Source organism: Bifidobacterium pseudolongum subsp. globosum (genome assembly GCF_004155535.1).
Taxonomy (GTDB): domain Bacteria; phylum Actinomycetota; class Actinomycetes; order Actinomycetales; family Bifidobacteriaceae; genus Bifidobacterium; species Bifidobacterium pseudolongum_C.
In genome coordinates, this window is the sequence record NZ_RYUH01000014.1 from 240,121 (window position 1) to 260,507 (window position 20,387).

The 20,387-nt window shown below is 64.3% G+C and carries 15 protein-coding genes and 2 pseudogenes; 1 reads left to right on the top strand and 16 read right to left on the bottom strand.

All coding sequences use genetic code 11. The annotated features are described in order from the left end of the window. Positions 1 to 53 precede the first annotated feature (53 nt). The 9 genes and pseudogenes from PG2093B_RS07890 to PG2093B_RS09180 all read right to left on the bottom strand — a co-directional run. On the bottom strand, positions 54 to 365 hold the full coding sequence (locus PG2093B_RS07890) for a DUF2469 domain-containing protein (protein ID WP_022858892.1): 312 nt from the start codon (positions 363 to 365) through the stop codon (positions 54 to 56). 25 nt (positions 366 to 390) lie between these two features. Further along, a complete protein-coding gene (locus PG2093B_RS07895; protein WP_129898012.1) occupies positions 391 to 1,428 on the bottom strand; it encodes a GNAT family N-acetyltransferase in 1,038 nt (345 codons plus the stop codon). Between the two features lie 167 nt (positions 1,429 to 1,595). After that, complete coding sequence (gene gatB, locus PG2093B_RS07900; RefSeq protein WP_129898013.1) at positions 1,596 to 3,095, bottom strand: Asp-tRNA(Asn)/Glu-tRNA(Gln) amidotransferase subunit GatB; 1,500 nt, start codon at positions 3,093 to 3,095, stop codon at positions 1,596 to 1,598. Positions 3,096 to 3,114: 19 nt separating this feature from the next. Next, positions 3,115 to 4,653, bottom strand: a complete 1,539-nt coding sequence (gene gatA, locus PG2093B_RS07905) for an Asp-tRNA(Asn)/Glu-tRNA(Gln) amidotransferase subunit GatA (protein WP_129898014.1) — start codon at positions 4,651 to 4,653, stop codon at positions 3,115 to 3,117. A gap of 1 nt (position 4,654) precedes the next feature. After that, complete coding sequence (gene gatC, locus PG2093B_RS07910) at positions 4,655 to 4,951, bottom strand: Asp-tRNA(Asn)/Glu-tRNA(Gln) amidotransferase subunit GatC (RefSeq protein ID WP_022858888.1); 297 nt, start codon at positions 4,949 to 4,951, stop codon at positions 4,655 to 4,657. Positions 4,952 to 4,989: 38 nt separating this feature from the next. Beyond that, a complete protein-coding gene (locus tag PG2093B_RS07915) occupies positions 4,990 to 5,796 on the bottom strand; it encodes an ABC transporter permease (RefSeq protein WP_129898050.1) in 807 nt (268 codons plus the stop codon). A gap of 89 nt (positions 5,797 to 5,885) precedes the next feature. After that, positions 5,886 to 6,851 carry an ABC transporter ATP-binding protein gene (locus PG2093B_RS07920; protein ID WP_165369748.1) on the bottom strand — a complete coding sequence of 322 codons (966 nt, stop codon included), beginning with the start codon at positions 6,849 to 6,851 and terminating at the stop codon, positions 5,886 to 5,888. Positions 6,852 to 6,895: 44 nt separating this feature from the next. Beyond that, positions 6,896 to 7,174 (bottom strand): annotated as a pseudogene (locus PG2093B_RS09175) (TrmH family RNA methyltransferase); the annotation flags it as partial. 87 nt (positions 7,175 to 7,261) lie between these two features. Beyond that, positions 7,262 to 7,714 (bottom strand): annotated as a pseudogene (locus tag PG2093B_RS09180) (TrmH family RNA methyltransferase); the annotation flags it as partial. 207 nt (positions 7,715 to 7,921) lie between these two features. Here PG2093B_RS09180 and PG2093B_RS07930 point away from each other — a divergent pair. Continuing rightward, a complete protein-coding gene (locus PG2093B_RS07930) occupies positions 7,922 to 8,737 on the top strand; it encodes a hypothetical protein (protein ID WP_129898016.1) in 816 nt (271 codons plus the stop codon). 119 nt (positions 8,738 to 8,856) lie between these two features. Here PG2093B_RS07930 and PG2093B_RS07935 read toward each other — a convergent pair whose 3' ends face one another. From PG2093B_RS07935 to PG2093B_RS07965, 7 genes are all read right to left on the bottom strand, one after another. Next, entirely contained in the window at positions 8,857 to 9,468 is a 612-nt protein-coding gene (locus PG2093B_RS07935; RefSeq protein ID WP_129898017.1) for an orotate phosphoribosyltransferase, read from the bottom strand. Between the two features lie 33 nt (positions 9,469 to 9,501). Next, positions 9,502 to 10,887, bottom strand: coding sequence for an ATPase P (locus PG2093B_RS07940; protein ID WP_129898018.1), 1,386 nt, complete (start codon positions 10,885 to 10,887; stop codon positions 9,502 to 9,504). Between the two features lie 118 nt (positions 10,888 to 11,005). Next, entirely contained in the window at positions 11,006 to 13,687 is a 2,682-nt protein-coding gene (clpB, locus tag PG2093B_RS07945; RefSeq protein ID WP_129898019.1) for an ATP-dependent chaperone ClpB, read from the bottom strand. A gap of 761 nt (positions 13,688 to 14,448) precedes the next feature. Further along, complete coding sequence (locus PG2093B_RS07950) at positions 14,449 to 15,267, bottom strand: fumarylacetoacetate hydrolase family protein (protein ID WP_022858881.1); 819 nt, start codon at positions 15,265 to 15,267, stop codon at positions 14,449 to 14,451. A 10-nt stretch (positions 15,268 to 15,277) separates the two neighbouring features. Further along, positions 15,278 to 15,766 carry a transposase gene (locus tag PG2093B_RS07955; protein ID WP_347379607.1) on the bottom strand — a complete coding sequence of 163 codons (489 nt, stop codon included), beginning with the start codon at positions 15,764 to 15,766 and terminating at the stop codon, positions 15,278 to 15,280. 172 nt (positions 15,767 to 15,938) lie between these two features. Further along, positions 15,939 to 17,510, bottom strand: a complete 1,572-nt coding sequence (locus PG2093B_RS07960; RefSeq protein WP_165369749.1) for a SpaH/EbpB family LPXTG-anchored major pilin — start codon at positions 17,508 to 17,510, stop codon at positions 15,939 to 15,941. A gap of 171 nt (positions 17,511 to 17,681) precedes the next feature. Next, on the bottom strand, positions 17,682 to 20,033 hold the full coding sequence (locus PG2093B_RS07965; protein ID WP_165369750.1) for a DUF7604 domain-containing protein: 2,352 nt from the start codon (positions 20,031 to 20,033) through the stop codon (positions 17,682 to 17,684). Positions 20,034 to 20,387 lie beyond the last annotated feature (354 nt).

A 20,387-nucleotide genomic window follows, 5' to 3' on the forward strand; every position in this document is an offset into this window, starting at 1 on the left:
GTAAAGCGTGGCATGACCATTGGCTTCACCCAGTTCGGTGTGGGCTGACGGATTCACATTCCTTCGGGAATGTCGATGTCGCTTTTCTGCACTTCCTCCACGTTCACGTCCTTGAACGTGACGATGCGCACGTTCTTGACGAAGCGGCTGGAACGGTACACGTCCCACACCCATGCGTCGGTCAGGCGCACGTCGAAATACACGTCCTGTCCTGCCGAACGCACGTTGAAATCCACTTTGTTCGCCAGATAGAACCGCCGCTCGGTCTCCACGACGTAGGTGAACAGCTTGATCACGTCGCGGTATTCCTTGTACAACGCGAGTTCGGCGTTCGTCTCATAGTTGTCGAGGTCTTCTGCGCTCATGGTGTCCTTTTTGGTGTCCTTGCTCTCACTGGTCGTCGGCGTCGGTGTGCGCGCGGCGCTTCATGCGGTCGTGGCCCAACGTGCGCCACCACGCCTTCTTCGACGTGTTGCGCTCCGCCGAATTGTACGGCCACGTGTTCTCCGATTCGACCGCGTCCTGCGCGATGCGCTCGGAATCGGAGCGCATGCGCTCGCCGATCCCCGCCTTGTCTGTTGTGTCGCCCTGCGCTTCCGGCTCCGTGACGGCGCCGGCTTCGGCGAGCAGCTGCTGCTTGCGGATCGCAAGCGTGTGCTCGTGCTGCGAGAGCGCCTTCTCCATGCCCGGGTTCGACGTGATGACGTGCATGCCGAACGCGTCCATCGCGCGCACCGGATCGTATTCGTCGTCGAGCGTGTCGAGCACGTTGAGGTCCTGGTACTTGCCGAGGCGGTTGTCCCACAGCGCGTGGCGCGAGACGCCCGACGGCACGAAGCCGAGCGACTGGTAGACGGAGTACGACCGCGTGTTCTTTTCGGGCACCGCGACCCAGATGCGGTGCAGGCCCAGGCCCTCCGGCGGTTCGGCGAACCCGTACGTCATGACGCGCGGCATCGCGTCGCGCGAATAGCCGCGCCCGCGGTAATCCTTGCCCAGGATCACCTGGATGCGCGCCGAACGCGCCCAGCCGTCAATGTCGATGAGGAAGATCATGCCGAGGAACTCGGTCGCGCTCTGCGCGTCGACCGTCTCGCTTTCGCAGTCGTCGGGCGTGGTCATCAACGACCACGCGATCGTGCGACGCTGTTCGGGGTCGTCGATGCCGCTGCCGGCGTCGGTGCCGTTGGCCCAGGCCTCCGAACGCAGCACCCACGCATGCACGGCGGCGCGTTCGGCCACGCGGTCCTTGCCGGTGAGCCCCGAGGCGTTCACGTATGCGTCTATGGCGTCCATCTTCTCCAGGTCCTGCTGCGTGGCAGGGCGCAGATACACCATTTCCCCTCTGATATCGGGTATGTCAATGCGCGCGGGCAGCTCCCGCGGGCGGCCCTGTTCCCCCTGCAGACGGTCGTCTGTCTCAACCATGATCATTCCTTTAATCCTGTCATCAGAGAATCCCACATCCTCCAATCTTTCCATTGTATGCTAAGAGGTCGTCGAACAAACGCTGGATATGCGCCGAAAAACAGGTGTGCCTGCCCGGGCGCTCGGCCCCGGCAGGCACACAGTCAGGCGGTCGCACGCGCACGCGCTCAGTCCTTGATCTTCTCCATGACGATCTTCGTGACGGCCTTGGCGTCCGCCTGGCCCTTCGTGGCGCGCATGACCGCGCCGATGATGGCGCCCATCGGCTTCATGTTGCCGCCCTTGATCTTCTCCACCACATCCGGGTTCGCGTCGAGCGCCTCCTGCACGGCGGCCTGCAGCGCGCCGTCGTCGGAGACGACCTTGAAGCCATGGGCCTCCACGATCTGCTCCGGCGTGCCTTCGCCCTTGAGGACGAACGCCACGGTCTGCTTGGCCAGCTTGTCGTTGAGCTTGCCGTCCGCGATCAGGCGCTCCACATCGGCCACGGCCTGCGGCGTGATGTCGAGCTCCTCGAGGGCCACGCCCTTCGCGTTGGCTTCGCGCGAAAGCTCGCCGAGCCACCACTTCTTGGCGCCGGCCGGCGTGGCGCCGAGCTTGACGGTCTCCTCGATCAGGTCGAGCGCGTCGGCGTTGACCACGTCGCGCATCTCGATGTCACTGAAGTTCCATTCGCCTTTGAGGCGGTTGCGGCGCTCGCGCGGCATCTCCGGCATCTGCTTGCGGATCTCTTCCACATGCTCCGGGGTGATGTGCAGCATCACCAGATCCGGGTCCGGGAAGTAGCGGTAGTCGTCGGCGTCGGACTTCACACGGCCGCCTGCGGTGGCCTGCGAGGCCTCGTCCCAGTGGCGCGTCTCCTGCAGGATCTCGCCGCCCTTGTCGAGGATCGCGGCCTGGCGGCGGATCTCGTACTGGATCGTGCGTTCGATGCCGCGGAACGAATTGACGTTCTTGGTCTCCGAGCGCGTGCCGAACGGGTCGGACGGGTCGCGGCGCAGCGAGACATTCACATCGGCGCGCATATTGCCCTGCTCCATGCGCGCGTGCGAGATGTTGAGCGCGCGCACGATGTCGCGGATCGCGCGCATGTAGGCGCCCGCGATCTCCGGCGCACGGTCGCCGGCGCCCTCGATCGGCTTCGTCACGATCTCGATGAGCGGCACGCCCGCGCGGTTGTAGTCGACGAGCGAATGGTCGGCGCCCTCGATGCGGCCGTCGGCGCCGCCCACGTGCGTGTTCTTGCCGGCGTCGTCCTCGATGTGCGCGCGCTCGATCGGCACGCGGAACACGGTGCCGTCCTCAAGCTCCACGTCCAGGTAGCCTTCACCGTTCGTCGGCTTGTCGTACTGCGAGATCTGGTAATCGCGCGGCATGTCCGGGTAGAAGTAGTTCTTGCGCGAGAACTGGCTCCACTCGTTGATCTGGCAGTGCAGCGCGAGACCGAGCTTGATCGCGTAATCCACCGCCGCCTCGTTGATCACCGGCAGCGAACCCGGCAGGCCAAGGCTGACCGGGGTCAGCTCGGTGTTCGGCTCCGCGCCGAACGAGATCGGGGCCGGGCAGAACAGCTTGGTGTTCGTGCTCAGCTCGACATGCGTTTCCAGGCCGATGACCGGATCGAACTTCTTGACGGCCTCGGAATACTTCATGAGTTGTTCAGCCATAATTATTTTCCTGCCACCTTCACTTGTTCAGTCCATCGAGCCACGGCGTCTTGAGCGAGCTCCAGATCGGCGCGCCCCAGCTCTCCTCGAGCGCGGCCTCGAGCGCCGCCGCCGGCTTGTACATCACTTCGTCGCGCTGCTGCGGCGCGATGAACTGGAAGCCGACCGGCAGGCCGTCGTCGGACAGTCCGGCGGGGATGCTCATGGCCGGCACACCGGCGAGGTTGGCCGGGATCGTGGCGATGTCGTTCATGTACATGGCCAGCGGGTCGTCCATCTTCTCGCCGAACTTGAACGCGGTCGTCGGGCTCGTCGGGGATACGAGCACATCGGCCTGTTCGAACGCCTTCTTGAAGTCGTTGATGATCAGTGTGCGCACCTTCTGCGCGGAGCCGTACCAAGCGTCGTAATAGCCGGCCGAAAGCGCGTAGGTGCCGAGGATGATGCGGCGCTTGACCTCGTCGCCGAAGCCGGCTTCGCGCGTGTACGCCATCATGTTCGCGGCGGTCTGCGCCACGTCTTCCGGCGGCATGACGCGCAGGCCGTAGCGCATGCCGTCATAACGCGCCAGGTTCGAGCTGACCTCGGACGGCATGATGATGTAGTACGCGCCGAGCGAATATTTGAAGTTCGGGCACGAAACCTCCACGACCTCGGCGCCCATGGCGGTGAGCATGTCGACCGCCTCATGGAAGCGCGCTTCGACGCCCGGCTGGAAGCCTTCGCCGTTGAGCTCCTTCACGAGGCCCACCCTGAGGCCCTTGAGGTCGCGGCGCTGGCCTTCGCGCGCGGCGGCGACCATCGGGCGCGGGCCCTCGGGGATCGACGTCGAGTCGCGCTTGTCATGGCCGCCGATGATCTCCTGCAGCAGCGCGGAATCGAGCACGGTGCGCGTCACGGGGCCGATCTGGTCGAGCGACGAGGCCATGGCGATCGCGCCGAAGCGCGAGACGCCGCCGTACGTCGGCTTGACGCCGACCGTGCCGGTCAACGCGCCCGGCTGGCGGATCGAGCCGCCGGTGTCGGTGCCGAGGGCGAGCGGGGCCTCGAACGCGCTGACGGCCGCGGCGGAGCCACCACCGGAGCCGCCGGGCACGCGCTCGACGTCCCACGGGTTGCTCGTGTTCTGGTATGCGGAATGCTCGGTCGATGAGCCCTGCGCGAACTCGTCGAGGTTCGTCTTGCCGAGCAGCGGCATGTGCGCGGCCTTGAGCTTCTCGATCACGGTCGCGTCGTAGGGCGGAATCCAGCCTTCGAGGATGCGCGAGGCGGCCGTCGTCTGGATGCCCTTCGTCACGATCATGTCCTTGATCGCGATCGGCACGCCGGCGAGCTCGGGCAGTTCGGCCTTCTCGTCGTCGGACAGGTCGTCGAACGCGTCCGCCTGCTCAAGGGCGGCTTCGCCCGAGACGGTCAGGAACGCCTTGATCGACGGCTCTGCGGCGTCGATCACGTCGAGCTGCGCGGAGACGAGGTCACGGCTCGTGATCTCCTTGTCGCGCAGTTTCTCCGCCATCTGCACGGCGGACAGTTTGACGAGTTCAGTGGTATCGGTCATGTCACTCCTCCCCCAGGATCTGCGGCGCCACGAACATGCCGTCGGCGGTGGCCGGCGCGGCGGCCAGCACTTCGGACTGCGGCAGCGGCGTGACCGGCACGTCCGGGCGCAGGTATGCCTCGAGCGGCACGGGGTTGGCAGTCGGCTCCACGTCTGCGGTGGCGGCTTCCTGCACGGAGTCGATGGCGTCGGCGATCACATTGAGCTCGCTCTGCATACGAGTGATTTCCTCGTCGGTGAGCGCAATGCGAGCCAGATCACCCAGATGGATAATTTCTTCGCGTGTGAATGTTGGCATGCCTCTTACTATACGAACCAAATGTGACGAGGCCCGCGCTACTTGACGTCGCGCCTGGCGGTGACGGCCACGCCGGCGGCATAGACCGCCACAGCCCATGCCAGGAGGATCACGCCGGCCCAGCCCCATGTGGGTTGGAACGGCTGGGTCGACCCCCCGACCGTCATGACGGCGCCCATGCTGTTGGAGAACGACGAGGCGCCGGCGCCGATGAACGATTCCAGTGCCCTGGACGGCAGGCAGTTGTTGACCGAGACGATCCACGCGAAGCGGTCGCCGAGCAGTTGCGCGAGCTGCAGAATCGACGGCAGCAGCGTGAACAGTCCCACGACGCACAATACACCGCCCACGGTGGAGCGCAGCATGGCGCCGAATCCCATCGCCATGACCGCGGTGAGCGCCATCGCGACCGGCACGCCGAGCAGCGTGACCCACGGCAGCGCCGCGGGCATCGCCTGCGTGCCGGTCGAGATTGCGCCGTGCAGCATGAGCCACGCGCATCCCCACGCCACGAGCACGCCCACGAACGAGGCGAGGAAGGTGACCGCGGCCAGCACGAGCGCCTTCGCGTTCATGAACATCGCGCGCCGCGGGTTCACGGTGAGCGACGTGATGATGGATTGGCTCGAATACTCGCTTGTCATGACCATGACGCCCAGGATGCCGACGATGAGCATGCCGTCGGTCGCGCCGGCGCTCGCCGTGGTCCATACGTCTTCCATGCCCACCGGCATGGCTTCCTGCGACGCCATGAAATTGAGGAGCCAGCCAATCATCAGGCTGTTGACGGCGAAGAACGCCACGCACAGCACAAGCAGCACATAGGTGGACATGGCGCTCCACATCTTGCACCATTCCGAGCGCACCGCACCGGCGAAGGTCAACGTGTGTACGGGCCGGTGCGCGGCATGGCGTTCGGCCGGCTGGGTTGCGCTCATCGCGCACCTCCGTTCTGCGGCTGTTGGGCGGGCTGCGCAGCAACATAGCGCGCGTGCCCGTGGGTCAGTTCCATGTACGCCTGCTCGAGCGAGACCTGCTGGCGCACGAATTGGTATGCGATGATCTGGTGTGCGGCGAACCCGCGCGCGACCGCGGCGAAATCCGCGCCTTCGATCTCAAAGGCGCGCGCGTCGGCGGGATATCCGGATTCCACCGGCTTCTCGGTGATGCGCACCGTGGGCGACGCGGCGAGCATCGCATGCATCTTCCCGGCGTCCGGCGTGACGACCGAGAGCAGGTGGCGCGAATGTTCCTTCACGAAGTCGGCCACGGTACCGGTGCGCAGGATGCGGCCTTCGCCGATGATCACCAGATTGTCGGCGGTGAGCGCCACCTCGTTCATCAGGTGCGAGCTGAGCAGCACCGCGCGCCCTTGTGCCGCGCAGTTGCGGCACAGGTCGCGCACCCACTTCACGCCTTCGGCGTCGAGGCCGTTCACCGGCTCGTCGAGCACGAGGTTCTTCGGGTCGCCCAGCAGCGCCGCCGCGATCGCGAGACGCTGGCTCATGCCGAGCGAGAATTTGCCCGCCTTCGTCTTCTTCACACTGGCGAGGCCGGTCAGGTCCATGACCTCGTCCACGCGGCCGCGCGCGATGTTGTTCGTGTAGGCGAGCGCGCACAGGTACGCGTAAGCGGAGCGGTTGCGCGGCGCGCATTTGGCGTCGAGCACGGCGCCGACCGAGCTCATCGGGCTCGCCTGCCGCGTGTATGGCACGCCGTCGATCAGCGCGGTGCCGTGGTCGGGCGTGATCAGCCCAAGCAGCACGCGCATCGTGGTGGATTTGCCGGCGCCGTTGGGCCCCAGGAATCCGGTGACCGCGCCGTTTGCGGCCACAAAACTCACATCGTCCAACACGCGGTTGGCACCGAATGTCTTGGTAATGCCCTGTATCTCGATCACGCCGCAAGGCTAGCATGCGCGGGCGGTGCCGCGCGGGGCGGCGTTCACACTGTGTCTGCGTGTTGGCTGATCCACGCGTGCATCGAGACGGCCGCCGCGGCCCCCGCGTTGATTGAGCGCACCGAGCCGAACTGGCTGATGTACACCACGTCGTCCGCCAGATCGATGGCCTTCTGTGACAGGCCAGGTCCTTCCGCGCCAAAGAGCATGAGGCAGCGTTCGGGAAAATCATAGGTCTCGATCGGCACCGCGCCTGGCACAATGTCGAGCGCGATGATCTTGGCATGTTGCGCCATGTGCAGTTGGTGCCGGGCTTGTTCGAGCCCTGCGCGCAGGTCGGCGGTGCGGGGGTCGCCGGGCGCCAGTTCAAGCAGCTGGGGTTCAAGTTCGGCGATATGCCGTTCGGCTTCGGCGCGCTCGGAGGCGATGCGTGTGTGCCAGTCGTCCACAAGGTCCTGGATGGAAGGGTGGTTGACGACGTGCTGGTAGAGCTCGGTCATCAGCGCGCCCTTGCGGTTCCATTTGTGCGGGCCGACGATGTGCACGCGGTTCGCGGTGAACGCGTTGGCTGTGCGCACCATGGAGCCGATGTTGAAGTCATGGGTCCAGTTCTCCACGGCCACTTCAAAAGGATGCCTGCCGTGCGCGTCCAGGTCGGCCTTGATCGCCTCGACCGTCCAATAGCGGTAGCGGTCGAGCACGTTGCGGCGGTCGCCATCATCAAGCAGTTGTGCGCTGAACCGCGGGTCATCGGGGCGGGGTTCGCCGGGGTGGGCCTCTTCCCACGGCCCCACGCCGACTTCGCGGAATGTGGGCTCGCCGGAGGCTTTGGCTGCGATATCGATCGGATTCGGCTCATGCATGGGGCCCAGCTTACCCACTTTTTTCGACGCCTTGAAAAAGTGGAAGCCACAGCGCGCACTTTTTGACCATATCCCCTCATGGTCCGCGCACTTGTTCTCTCTGACGAAAAAAGTGCGCGGACCGTCCGACCACATGTGCCTGTTCAGATTGTCATGGCCACGCCGGCGCCCCTACATTGGCCATTCGACCTATAGAAAGGAAGCAATATGGCATCGTTCATGAGAGATGAAGCGCAGCATTTGAGTTCATGTATCCGAAGCAAGATGCGGTTGGTGCTTCCCCATATGAAGCACACTCCTGTCTTTTCGCACCGTACCGCCATCGAGTATTGGGGAAGCCGCGCCACTGACAGCAGTATGAAGCCGCTCACGCTCCATGTCAGCGTGCCTCGACGTGATGAGAGGCCCCATACGCAAGGTGTGAGCGCACATCTGTGGTGTGGCCCGCTCCTCACCCATGTGGACGACGGATTCGAGATAGTGCGTCCGGAAGTGTGTTGGGCGCAGATGGCCCAACACTGCCCACCCACCACCTTGATCACCATCGCCGCCGACTTCACATGCCGCGACAGGGTCCGGAGGGTGACCACATTGGACGAGATCATAGGGTACGCAACAAGCCTCAAGGGATTTCATGGCAAGAGGAAGTGCATGGAGGTCATCCCGTTCCTCATTGACAACACCGACTCACCCCGGGAGGCCATGCTTGCGGCGTTCCTCATACGCCACGGATTCGGCAAGCCAGTGGCCAACTTCCGCGTACAGCTTGAAGGTAGGGTGTGCTATCTCGACATCTCATACCCGGATCTCAAAATAGCGTTTGAATATCAGGGCGCATACCACGCCGATGTGGAACAGATGCGCCGGGACATGGCCAAACATAATGACCTGTTGAAAAGGGGATGGCAGATTATTTATGTGACACTGGAAGATTTCCGGAATCCAGCCCAATTTCTGGATATTATCCAGGTCACCGTTGAGCAGCAGCATCATTTGATGGGATTGAAGAAGGTGGTCAGATAGGGGCTCTTCCACTTTTTTCGGAATGCCGAAAAAAGTGGAAGCCACAGCGCGCACTTTTTGGCCATATCCCCCTGTTGTCCGCGCACTTTTTTCGGCGGCCCGAAAAAGTGCGCGGGGGCCTAGTGCAGCTCCGATTCGTGGAAGACCTCCACGAACGGCGTCTCATGTGCTCCGCCGGTCACGGGGTCGGTGATCTTGAGCGTCGGCTCCTCCATGTCGACGCCGCCGATCAGCGCGGCCACGGCCACCACGGTGGCGCCCTGCGCGTCGACGATGCCGAAGTCGAGGCTCAGCTCGTTGCCGTTGCGCAACGTCACCAGCGACGAGGTCTGCACATACGATTTCTCGGAAAGCCATGAATCAACAAGGATCACACGCTTGCCGGCAATGGATGGCCCCTTGATCGCCGGGTACACGAAGTCCATCACAAAACCGTCCAGATCCTCGCCACGCGAGGCGGCGGCATGCATGAGCGAGCAGACCATCGGCACGGCGGCCGCCGTCAGCGCGCCCACCGCGTCGAAGTCCTCGATCGAATAGCCCTGTTCTTCCAAGGTGTCGAGCATGATGTGCCCGATCAGCGCGGCGCCACGGTGGTCGAACGTGACCGGCGCGAGCTCGGAAAACGGCTTGTCGTGCATATGCTCGCGCAGCAGCGTCTTGAGCTGGTCGCGCGGCTCCATCATCATGAAGTCGCTCCCCGTCTTGCGGAATTCTGTGTCCTCACTCATGGTGCCCAGCGTACCGTTGCCGCTTGTCAAAACTCACCATGCGCCGTCGAGCTTGCAGTGGCGCAGACGCACGGCGTTGAGCACCACGCAGATCGACGAGAGGATCATCGCCACGCACGCGAGCATGGGGTTGAGCACCCAGCCGGTGAACGGGTAGAGCACGCCGGCTGCGAGCGGAATGCCCACAAGATTGAAGATGAACGCCCACCACAGGTTCTCGCGGATGTTGCGCATGGTCGCCTTCGACAGGCGGATCAGCTTGAGCGCGCATGCGTAGTCGGTCGGTGCGGCAATCACGTCGGCGTGGATCGGCGCGGCCTCGGGGTTGTCGAGCGCGACGCACGCGACGGCGATGTCCGCCGCGTCGCGCACACGCACGTCCTCGCTGCCGTCGCCGATGAACATGACGGTCGCGCCATTGGCACGGCGTTCGGCGAGCGCACGCACCGCCTCGTCGGTGCGTCGCGCATCGACCTCGGCGACCGCCACGCCGGTGCCGCTCAGCTGCGCGATGGCCTGCCCGGCGCTCGGCGCGAGCTTGCGCGACACGAGCACCACAGCCGTGTCTTTCGCCTGCTGCAGCGCGCTTGTGGTGCGCACGGTCAGGCCGTAGCGCTGCGCGTCGTCGAGCGCCGCGCCCGCAGACAGCGGCGCCGCCCAGCCGAGCGCCGCCGGGCATGCGATGATCAGCACGCTGACACCCATGAGCAGGGCGCGCGTGAACGACGGCTGCGGGCCAAAGATGAGCCAGCAGACGAAGGCCCACAGGGCGATCAGGATCGTGATAGGCACCCACACGCGCGACACGCGGTCCACGCGCTCCTGCAGCGGGAACGCGGGGCGGCGCGGCAACCACATGTCCACCGCCCAGCGCGCGAACAGCACGAGGGTGATGATCACGCCGGTCACTTCGAAGTAGGGTTCGCGCATCGCCTGCGGCAGCGCGCTCTCGAACAGGCAGACGAGTATGCCGTAGGCGTATGCGGCGATCGTGCCGATCGACGCGAGGGAGTTCATGTTCGGCACGCGGCGCAGCAGCGCGTCCCAGCCGTCGATGTGGATCGGCGCGCCGCCGTAGAACATGACCGGCGTGATGATGATCGCCTGCACCCATGGGTCGACCATCCAGTCGGGCACAACGTTGGGGTACAGCGCGCGCACAAGCGACGGCAGCAGCACGAGCAGCGTCAGTATGGCGCTCACCACCAGCTGGCGCGTCAGCAGCACGATGCTTTCGCGGTTGTCCGAACGGCGGGTGCGCAGCGTGTCGCCGGCGCTCGCGCGCGCGTCGGCCGGCTGGTCCTTGAAGGCGGGCCGCGCCTGCGGCTTCCGCGCGCTGAAGAAGAAACGAACCGTTGCGATGGTCAGCAGGATCGCCGCGACCACGCACACCACTGCAATGAACAGATTCAGACTCATGGGTCTCCCCCAATGTTGTTGACGGACAGTGACTACTGTACGCGACCATATGCGAACTGCGCAGGTGCGTGCGGTGACGCGCCTGCGCAGTTCGCGAGGCCGGGATCACTCCCGGGGGTTATTTGGTGCCGTTTGCATCGGCGTTGCCGTCAATCTTGACTTCCGTGTCGAGCGGGTTGGTGTCGCCGTCCATCGGGTTGATCTCGTGCACCGAAAGCTCGAGATGCTCGCCACCCGTGTGGTCGACGAGCACGGTCTCGCCGTCCTTGACCTTGCCGGCGAGCAGCATGCGCGCCAGCTGGTCGCCCACTTCCGTCTGCACCAGACGGCGCAGCGGACGTGCGCCATACGCCGGGTCATACCCGGTGTCGGCGAGCCATTCGCGCGCCGCGTCGGTCACGTCGAGCGTGATGCGGCGGTCGGTCAGGCGCGAGGCGACCTGCTTGACCTGCAGATCCACGATCTTGCCGAGCTCCTGGCGGGTGAGCGGGTGGAAGATGACGAGCTCATCGAGGCGGTTCACGAATTCCGGACGGAACTGCGTGTGCACCGCGTTCATGACCGCGTCACGCTTCTCCTGCTCGCTCAGGTCGGGGTTGACCAGGTACTGCGAACCGAGGTTCGACGTCATGATCAGGATCGTGTTCTTGAAGTCCACCGTGCGGCCCTGACCGTCGGTCAGGCGGCCGTCGTCGAGCACCTGCAGCAGGATGTCGAAGACTTCGGGGTTCGCCTTCTCGACTTCGTCGAACAGCACGACCGAGTACGGGCGGCGGCGCACGGCTTCGGTGAGCTGGCCGCCCTCCTCATACCCGACGTAGCCGGGCGCGGCGCCGATCAGGCGCGACACGGACGACTTCTCCATGTACTCGCTCATGTCGATGCGCACCATGGCCTTTTCGTCGTCGAACAGGAAGTCGGCGAGCGCCTTGGCGAGCTCGGTCTTGCCCACACCGGTCGGGCCCATGAACAGGAACGATCCGGTCGGGCGGTTCGGGTCGGAGATGCCGGCGCGCGAACGGCGCACGGCGTCGGAGACCGCCTGCACGGCTTCCGGCTGGCCGATCACACGCTTGTTGAGGTACTCCTCCATGTTGAGCAGCTTCTCGTTCTCGCCCTGCATCAGGCGGCCCACCGGCACACCGGTCCATTCGGAGACGATGCCGGCCACCGAGTCGGCGTCCACGTGGTCGGGGACCATCGGTTCGCTCTGGTGCGCGAACTCGTCTTCCTTTTCGGCTTCGCTTTCGGCCGCGGCCAGTTCCTTCTGGATTGCCGGGATCTCGCCGTAGAGGATGCGGCTGGCCTGCGCCAGATCGCCCTCACGGGTGGCCTTGTCGGCTTCCACGCGCTTTTCGTCGAGCTTGGCGCGCAGGTCGCCCACCTTGTTGTGGCCCGCCTTTTCGGCGTCCCAACGGGCCTTGAGTCCCGCGAGCTGTTCGCGGCTATCGGCCAGTTCGGACTGCAGCTTGGCCAGGCGGTCCTTCGACGCCGGGTCCTCTGCCTTCTTGAGCTGCATCTCCTCCATCTCGAGGCGCGTCACCTTGCGCTGCAGCTCATCGATCTCCTCAGGCTGCGAGTCGAGCTCCATGCGCAGGTGCGCGGCGGCTTCGTCGACGAGGTCGATCGCCTTGTCGGGCAGCTGGCGTCCGGTGATGTAGCGGTTCGACAGCGTGGCGGCCGCGACGAGCGCGTCGTCGCCGATCGTGACCTTGTGATGCGCTTCGTAGCGCTGCTTGAGGCCGCGCAGGATCGCGATCGTGTCCTCCACGCTCGGCTCGCCCACAAAGACCTGCTGGAAGCGGCGTTCGAGCGCCGGGTCCTTTTCGATGTTCTCGCGGTATTCGTCGAGCGTCGTCGCGCCGATCAGGCGCAGTTCGCCGCGGGCCAGCATCGGCTTGAGCATGTTGCCCGCGTCCATCGAGCCTTCCGCCGCACCGGCGCCCACGATCGTGTGGATCTCGTCGATGAACGTGATGATCTGCCCGTCGGACTTGCGGATCTCGTCGAGCACGCTCTTGAGGCGCTCCTCGAACTCGCCGCGGTACTTGGAGCCGGCCACCATGGAGCCCAGGTCGAGGCTGATCAGGCGCTTGTTCTGCAGTGTGCTCGGCACGTCGCCGGCCACGATGCGCTCGGCGAGGCCTTCCACAACAGCGGTCTTGCCCACGCCGGGTTCGCCGATCAGCACCGGGTTGTTCTTGGTGCGGCGGCTCAGGATCTGGATCACACGGCGGATCTCCTGGTCACGACCGATCACCGGGTCGAGCTTGCCGTCGCGTGCACGCGCGGTCAGGTCGGTCGAGAACTTCTCGAGCGCCTTGTACGAGGCTTCGGCGTCGGGGCTTGTCACCTTGGCGCCGCCGCGCACCTGCGGGATCGCCTCACGGATCTTGTCGGCGGTCACGCCATTGTTGCCCAGGATCTTCGCGGCTTCGTTCGGCGTTGCTTCGGCGATGCCGAGCAGCAGGTGCTCGGTCGAGACGTATTCGTCTCCCATCTCCTTCATCGCCTTTTCCGCGGCGGCGATCGCCTGCGTGAGCTGGCGGCTCGCCTGCGGCTGCGCGGTCGACGACCCCGAGGCGCTCGGCAGCGCGACGAGGGCGTTGCGCACGGCGGCGCCGATCTGCTGTGCGTTCGCGCCACACTGTTCGATGAGGCCGCGGATCACACCGTTTTCCTGACGCAGCAGTGCGTCAAGCAGGTGGAGCGGGTCCACCTGCGGGTTACCGGCCGCCGAAGCGCTCTGGATCGCGTCGCCCAAGGCCTCCTGTGCCAGTGTCGTGAATTTTTGTTCCATATCATCCTCCATCAGTGCACGCCTGGCCCCGCGCTGCTGCTGCGTACGCGGAGCCGGCGGCTTCGTTTGTCTGATATGGTCAACCAACGATCCAGATCATGTATTCCCAAAACTTGAGTGAATCTCGCTCAAGTTTTGAAAAACGATGATGATGTGCTTCGCAATCGACCATCCACAGCCCATTGTGTCGCGCAACGGTGGGAGGATGTTGGTTTTCAGCGCTCAGCCAGAGAGCGCCACGGCACCTTCCAGTCAGGCGTATGAATGTAGCCCGCCTGCCGGGTGGACGCTTCTTTGCCCGAGAGGCTCCTCCCTTGCCGGATGCCTGCCCCTCTGGCCTAGCGCCCCCTGCCAGACACCTGCCCCTCTGGCCTAGCGCCCCCTGCCAGACACCTGCCCCTCTGGCCTAGCGCCCCCTGCCAGATACCTGCCCCTCTGGCCTGATGGTCTCTGCGCATGCCAGCCATTCCGCCCCGCCGGCTGCCTCCCCCTCTTACTCAGCTACCACCCTCATCCAGCCGACCCCACTAACCGCTGTTTTCGCCGTTTTGGTCCATGCGTTCGCTGTTTTGGTCGGGGTTTTCGCCGTTTTGGTCACAAATTAGGCCATTTCATGACCAAAACGGCGAAAACCCCGACCAAAACAGCGAATACAGCCACTGAACGCCTTGTTTGAAGCGGATACGGCTGCGACGATGGCCGCAGATACAGCAGCGCCGGCGCGGTTGCGCCGGCGGGATGCATATGGATAGTGGAAGCGCTCAGCCGCGAACGACCACGTTGCGCAAATCGCCGATGCCCTCCACATGCACCACGGCCTCATCGCCTGGTACAAGGCTTCCGGAGGCATCCGGCGTGCCGGTCAGGATCACATCGCCGGGCAGCAGCGTGGAGAAGCTCGAGATGAACGCGATCTGCGAGGGGATGTCGTGAATCAGGTTCGCGGTGGTGCCGCTCGCCTTCTCAACCGCCTCGCCGTTAAGCGTGAACGAGATCGCCGCATCACGCCAGTCGAATTCGTCTTTCGTCACGAGCCATGGGCCGAGCGGGCACGAGGTGTCGAAGCCCTTCGCGCGCGTCCACATCGGATCGCCCTGCTGCAGGTCGCGCAGCGTCACATCGTTGACACAGGTGAAGCCGAGCACGTAGTCCATCGCGCGCTCCACCGGCACGTTCTTGGCGATGCGGCCGATCACGACGGCCACCTCCGGCTCGAAATTCATGTCGTGCGAGCACGGCGGGTACACAATCGGGTCGTCGGGGCCGATCACCGACGTCGACGGCTTCATGAAGATCACCATGTCTTCGGGGGCATGCTCCACCGTGGACTGCCCCTGCTCGTACATGTATTGCGCGTGGGCCTCGTAGTTCTTGGCCAGGCCATACACCTTCGAGGGAATCACCGGGGAGAGCAGGCGCACGCCGTCCGCGTCGAGCGGAATGCGTTCGCCTGTCGGGCTGACCTGCCCGGCGAGCGGGTAGCCGTCGAGCACCACCAGATAATCGTTGCCGTCCGCCTCGTCGGTCTGCACAAATGCGTACCGGGGCGTGTCATCCTTGGAAAAACGTGCGAGTCTCATGCGCCCCAGTCTACGCGTCCCGCAGGCCAGGCGTGTCACGCCGTTGGGCGGCATGCGGCTCCACACCAGCGGCCTCGAGCTGCGCGGTCAGCTCCTCCACTTGCCGTTCGAGCTCATCGATGCGCCGCACTTGCTGGGAGATCAGCAAATCACGTATGTCACCGCTTCCCCTTCCTCCTGGGGACGGACGTTGCGTCGGCGAACCGGCCGAATACATGGCCCGGGTCCGGTCACGGGCCGTGGTGCGCGCGGGTACGCCCATCGCCTTGCGCCAACGGGCGATCGCACACTCAATGCGCTTGTACCCTATCAACGCGGGGTCCAGCCCGGCCTCCCGGAAAATCCCGACGGGCGAGCCGCCCTGCGCGTAGCGCTGCACACAGCTGGCCTTGAATTCCTCGGTGTACAGTATGCGTTTCACCGTCGCGTCCGCGACCGCTGGCAGTGTTTTCAGATATGCGACTTCCTCGGCACTGAACATGCCTCCCCCACTGGTCATCATGGGCTCCTTCCTCTGGATATCGCCGTGCGGGGCACCTGCCATGATTGGCACCGGTCGATGCGGGATAGAACAGTCCGATGCCGGTCGTCGCGGATGAACGGCCGGCATCGGATGAGGCAGCGGGTGATCAGGAGTTCAGTCCACATCACCCGACCGGATCATGCCCCACTCAGGCGTGCAGCTGACGCTTGAGGCTGTTGGCGCGCATCGCGATCAGCACGCCCGCGCCACCGACCAGCAGCGCCATGGCAACAAGCACCGTGATGCCAGCGGCACCGGTCATCGGCAGCTGGGTGATCGCCTTGACGTTCTTGACGGTGATGTCGTTCCGGGCACCACCAGACGCAAGGCCAAGGGCGTTCGAGCCGGACGCAAGGCTCCATGCGGCCCCATCGGCGTCACCGTCCACGGTGATTCGGAAGGTCGGCCTGAACTGCTCGGAATAGCCTTCCGGGGCCTTGGTCTCGGTGACTTGGTACGTGCCCTGCGGCAGACCCGTCACCTTGACCAGACCGTTCGCACCCGAGACGATCGTGTCAACGGTGCCCGCGCCCCCATCGGGGGCGTAGGCATAGACGCCGTCGCCGTCATTCCTGAAGGCGAGCACGGCGTCTTCGGCATTGCGCACCTGGAACGATGCGCCCGCAAGGCCCGTGGCCTGCGCGTCGACACCGACCTTCTTGAACTCGAAGCGTCCGACCGGGATGTCCTCGGTCTTCTTCCTGAAGTCCACTTCGTCAGTGGGCGTGGTGGTGACCGCGACGTAGTTGGTGACCGGATCGGTCTTGGCGTCGTCGTTCACCGTGGCCTTGTAGGAGATGACCACGCGCTCGCCGGCGTGCCGCTCGCCTACGGCGGAGTTGGCATAGTCGTCGAGGTTCACCGTGAAGTGACGCTGCCCGTCGCCGCGGAAGGCGCCATCGTCGCCGAAGCCTTCGAGCTTGTAGTCGGAGGCGGCGAGTTCGGTACCGCCGACCTTGACTGTGATGTCGGACGACCGGACGCTCAGGCCGGTGCTCGGGCGATCGTGCACGCGGAAAGCGATGGGTTCCGTGTTCGCCTGACGGCTCGGCAGCGTTGTCCTGATCTCGTAGTCCAACGTGTCACCGACGCCCACGACGTTCTTGCCGCCCTTGTCCACGGTTTTATCGGGCGTGGGCGTGAGGTTGTGCTTGGCCACGAGCTTGCCCAGATCCATCGTTGTGATGGCGGGGTTGTTGCGGTCGATTGTGGTGAAGCCGGAGACGGTGGACGCCACGATCGCCGGGGCGACGCCCTCGGTGGGACTTGTGACGAGATACCAGCCGGCGGCCGGCACCGTGACCGTCGTCGATTCGCCGGCGACCTCACCGGACGGGTACGCCTGGCCAAGACGGTCGGTCCCGTCCTTCAGCTTGTCCGCGAGCTGGCGCAGCAGGCCGTCATCGAACCTTGCGGCCTGCGCGGCGGGGTTCTTCCGGTACGGGTCGGCAGGCGCCTGCCCGATCTGCGCCATCGCCTCACCCAGCGCTCCGGCGGCTTCCGCATTGGTCTCCAGCTGCAGCGAGGAGATTCGGCCATCCGCACCCTGGACGTCCGAGAACGTCGCAAGCTGGTAGGCGTTGAATGTCATGCCGTCACGGACATTGGTAATGGTGATGGTCTGCGCATCGGCCGCATTGGCGCCCATGGCGCCCACCGCCAGACCCCCGAGCATGGTCGCGGCCGCGGCGATGCCGGCAAACAGTCGTTTGCATTTCATGTGCTTTGTCCTTCCTGTGTCGCGCCTTTCGCGCGAACGCGGTATGGCTCCTCTTCGTACTGCTGCGAGTCGCCACATCCTGTGTTGTGTTCTCCGCCGCCATGCGGCGACGTATTCGCCCCGCCCGGCATGTCCTTTGGCAACCGCCAAAAGCCATGCCGGGCGAAGGCGTCAGATCGGGCGGCGCCGCTGCAAGAGGGCCGCGCTGCCTGCAAGCAGGAGCGCGAGCGCGCCCAATCCGCCCCCGATACCAGCCCAAAGCAACGGCGTCGCACCGTTCTCGCCGGTAAGGGGAAGCTTCGATACAGGCTTCACCGTGTTGGTGAAGGCCGCCAAACCACTGTTCGACGCCGCGCCATCGGCGTCGCCGGCCTGGTATGTGTAGGTGACTGCGGCCCGCACGGTGTTATCGCTGTTGAACGCGGGCACGCCCCCACTGGCGTTCGTGACCGTCACCGTGACATCCACATGGTCCCGGTCCCACTCCCACTGGCCGGAGACCGGGGCTTCTTCCGAAACAACAAAGGAGTAGCGCCGCTCCTGTTCCTCGGGTCCGGGCAGCGGAACTGACACACGCCCACTGAACGCGCCGGTCTTCTGCCTGCCGTTCTCAAACGGCCCGGTGATGCTGGATGACGTGGAAGTGAATGGCATACCGTCCTTGGTGACGCCTTGGTGTTCCGGCGCGAGGAGCGTGAAATCAAACTTCCCCTGCACGCCCAAGCTCACCCCTTTGACGGTCTTGCCGATGCGGATGCTGTGCAGATCGACGAGCCCCGTGCGCGGATAGTTGGTGATGACGGTGACGTAGCCACCCGCAAGGGCCGACTCACCGGCTTTCAGGTTCCACACACGCTTGTCGTCGTAACGCGTGTAGTAGTCGCCGGAGCTGTGTTCGGTCACTGTGTAGCTGCGGTCCACACCGCTGACGGGAATGACCACATCACGCTGCCAATCGCCACCGTCTGGACCTGCCGTGAGCTCGAGGTCCGTGTAGCTTGCGCAGGGTTGGCTGCCGCCGGTCGAGCATTCGACGTTCACCAGGATGGACTGTGGGGGCTCGGTGACGCCCTCCCAGTGCTTGCGTATGGTCATGCGCGTGAGTTTCGAACCGTCCACCTGGATGACCGGATGCGGGTACTCACTTGTCTGGGGGTCCGACGCCGGTTTGCCGTTGACGCGTGGCGTGTAGTCGAGCGTCGCCTTCTGGTTGCTCAGGAACCCTTCCTTGCCAGCGGACGATTCGCCGGTTCCAGGTTCGCCCACGGCCGGGGGTTCGCCATAGCCGTTGACCCCGGCGTTGATGTTGGCCGCGTACCGCTCATGGGCCTCAGTGGACGGCTTGATCCTGTATTCGAGCGAATACGTGTATCCGTCGCGCATCACATAGCCTTCAGGGAAGGCCACGGAGATGGTTTTCGACGCCGGGTCAGAGGCAATGGTGTAGGAGCCTCCCTGATCGCCGCCCAATCCGACCGATGCCGCGGGGACATCCTTGCCCTGCGCATCCCTGACGACAAGGCGGGCGCCGAAGTTCGGCTCGTCGGGCATGGCGAATTCGGCGTATGTCGACAACGTGTCCGTCATCTTCACGTCCTGATACGCGGCTCCGGTGATGACAATGCTGACGATATTCTCGAAAATGGTCCTCAGGTTCGTGTCGTCTGTGACCGAATAGTAATAGGGGCCACTGGCGGGAGGCCATGGGGTGCGGGGCATGGACTGCACATCAGGGTAATTGCTTGAGGTGTAGTTCATGAACTGGTTGGTCAGGGCCCACTGGTTGTTCGCGTCGTCCCTGACACCGATTGAGAAGACCGTGGAGTCGGGCATCCTCTTGATGGCCGCCGCCGATTGGAGGGCTGCGTTCGCCACGGTGTAGTTGAAGTCCTCGGCCCATGTTGTCGGCTGACCATCGCTGTACACAATGGCAACACGCCGCGCATTGACCCTGGCGCCACCCAGCTGGTCCGCCGCGTGCCGCATGCCCAGATCCGTTCTGGTGGGGCCCGCCGCCCTCAACTGGTCGACCATGCCGATCAGCCGGTCGGTATCGGACGTCAGCGGGCTCACCGTCTGGGAGTAGTTGTAGGAAGCGGCGCCTCCCCGGAAGCGGTAGGTGTCGTTGCCGATCCTGTCCGTGCTCTCACCCGCATATTTGACGAGCGATACCCGTATGCGGTCATCGGGCCGCTGAATCTGCCGGTTTTCCTCGCCTATCTGCCGCAGGAACCACTTCACCGAATCCTGCAACGCCCAAAGTCTGGTCCTGCCCTGATACAGCCCTCTGGTGATTACCCCGTCCATGCTTCCCGACACGTCCAGCACCAGCACGACCTCGAGCGGGATCACCTGCTGCTGTTCCTGTTCGGTGGACCCACCTTTCACGTCCATGCTCAACGTATAGGTGCCATCGCCATGGGCGGTCACGTGCTTGCCATGCACCGGCGCCTCTTGGCCCGGCACTTCCTCGCCATGGGCGGCGGCCACTGGCCCGACACAGCCAGCGACTGTGGCGATCACAACGCAGAGGACCGCGATCAGCCCAACGCCGCGGGACTTTCCAAATCGTATAGTCGTTCTCATAACTGCCCCAATGTGTTACGGATAGCGGAATCTATCTGACTGAAACTCTACTGAAAACATCAATGTTCCCAACCTCTCCATTCGAGGTATTCATCCCCTCATAACACATATGCGGTTACCGCGCCAGCGCCGTTGTAATCCCCTCGAATATGCCCGCCTCTAGTTTCTTTTAAAAAAGATATAAAAGTCGTGAATCATGTAAAGACAACCTCATTTCCACAATCCGTCATTACGTCATAATTCCATAAATCCCAACACTTTTCACACTATGCCCAGTAACCCGTAGTTCTA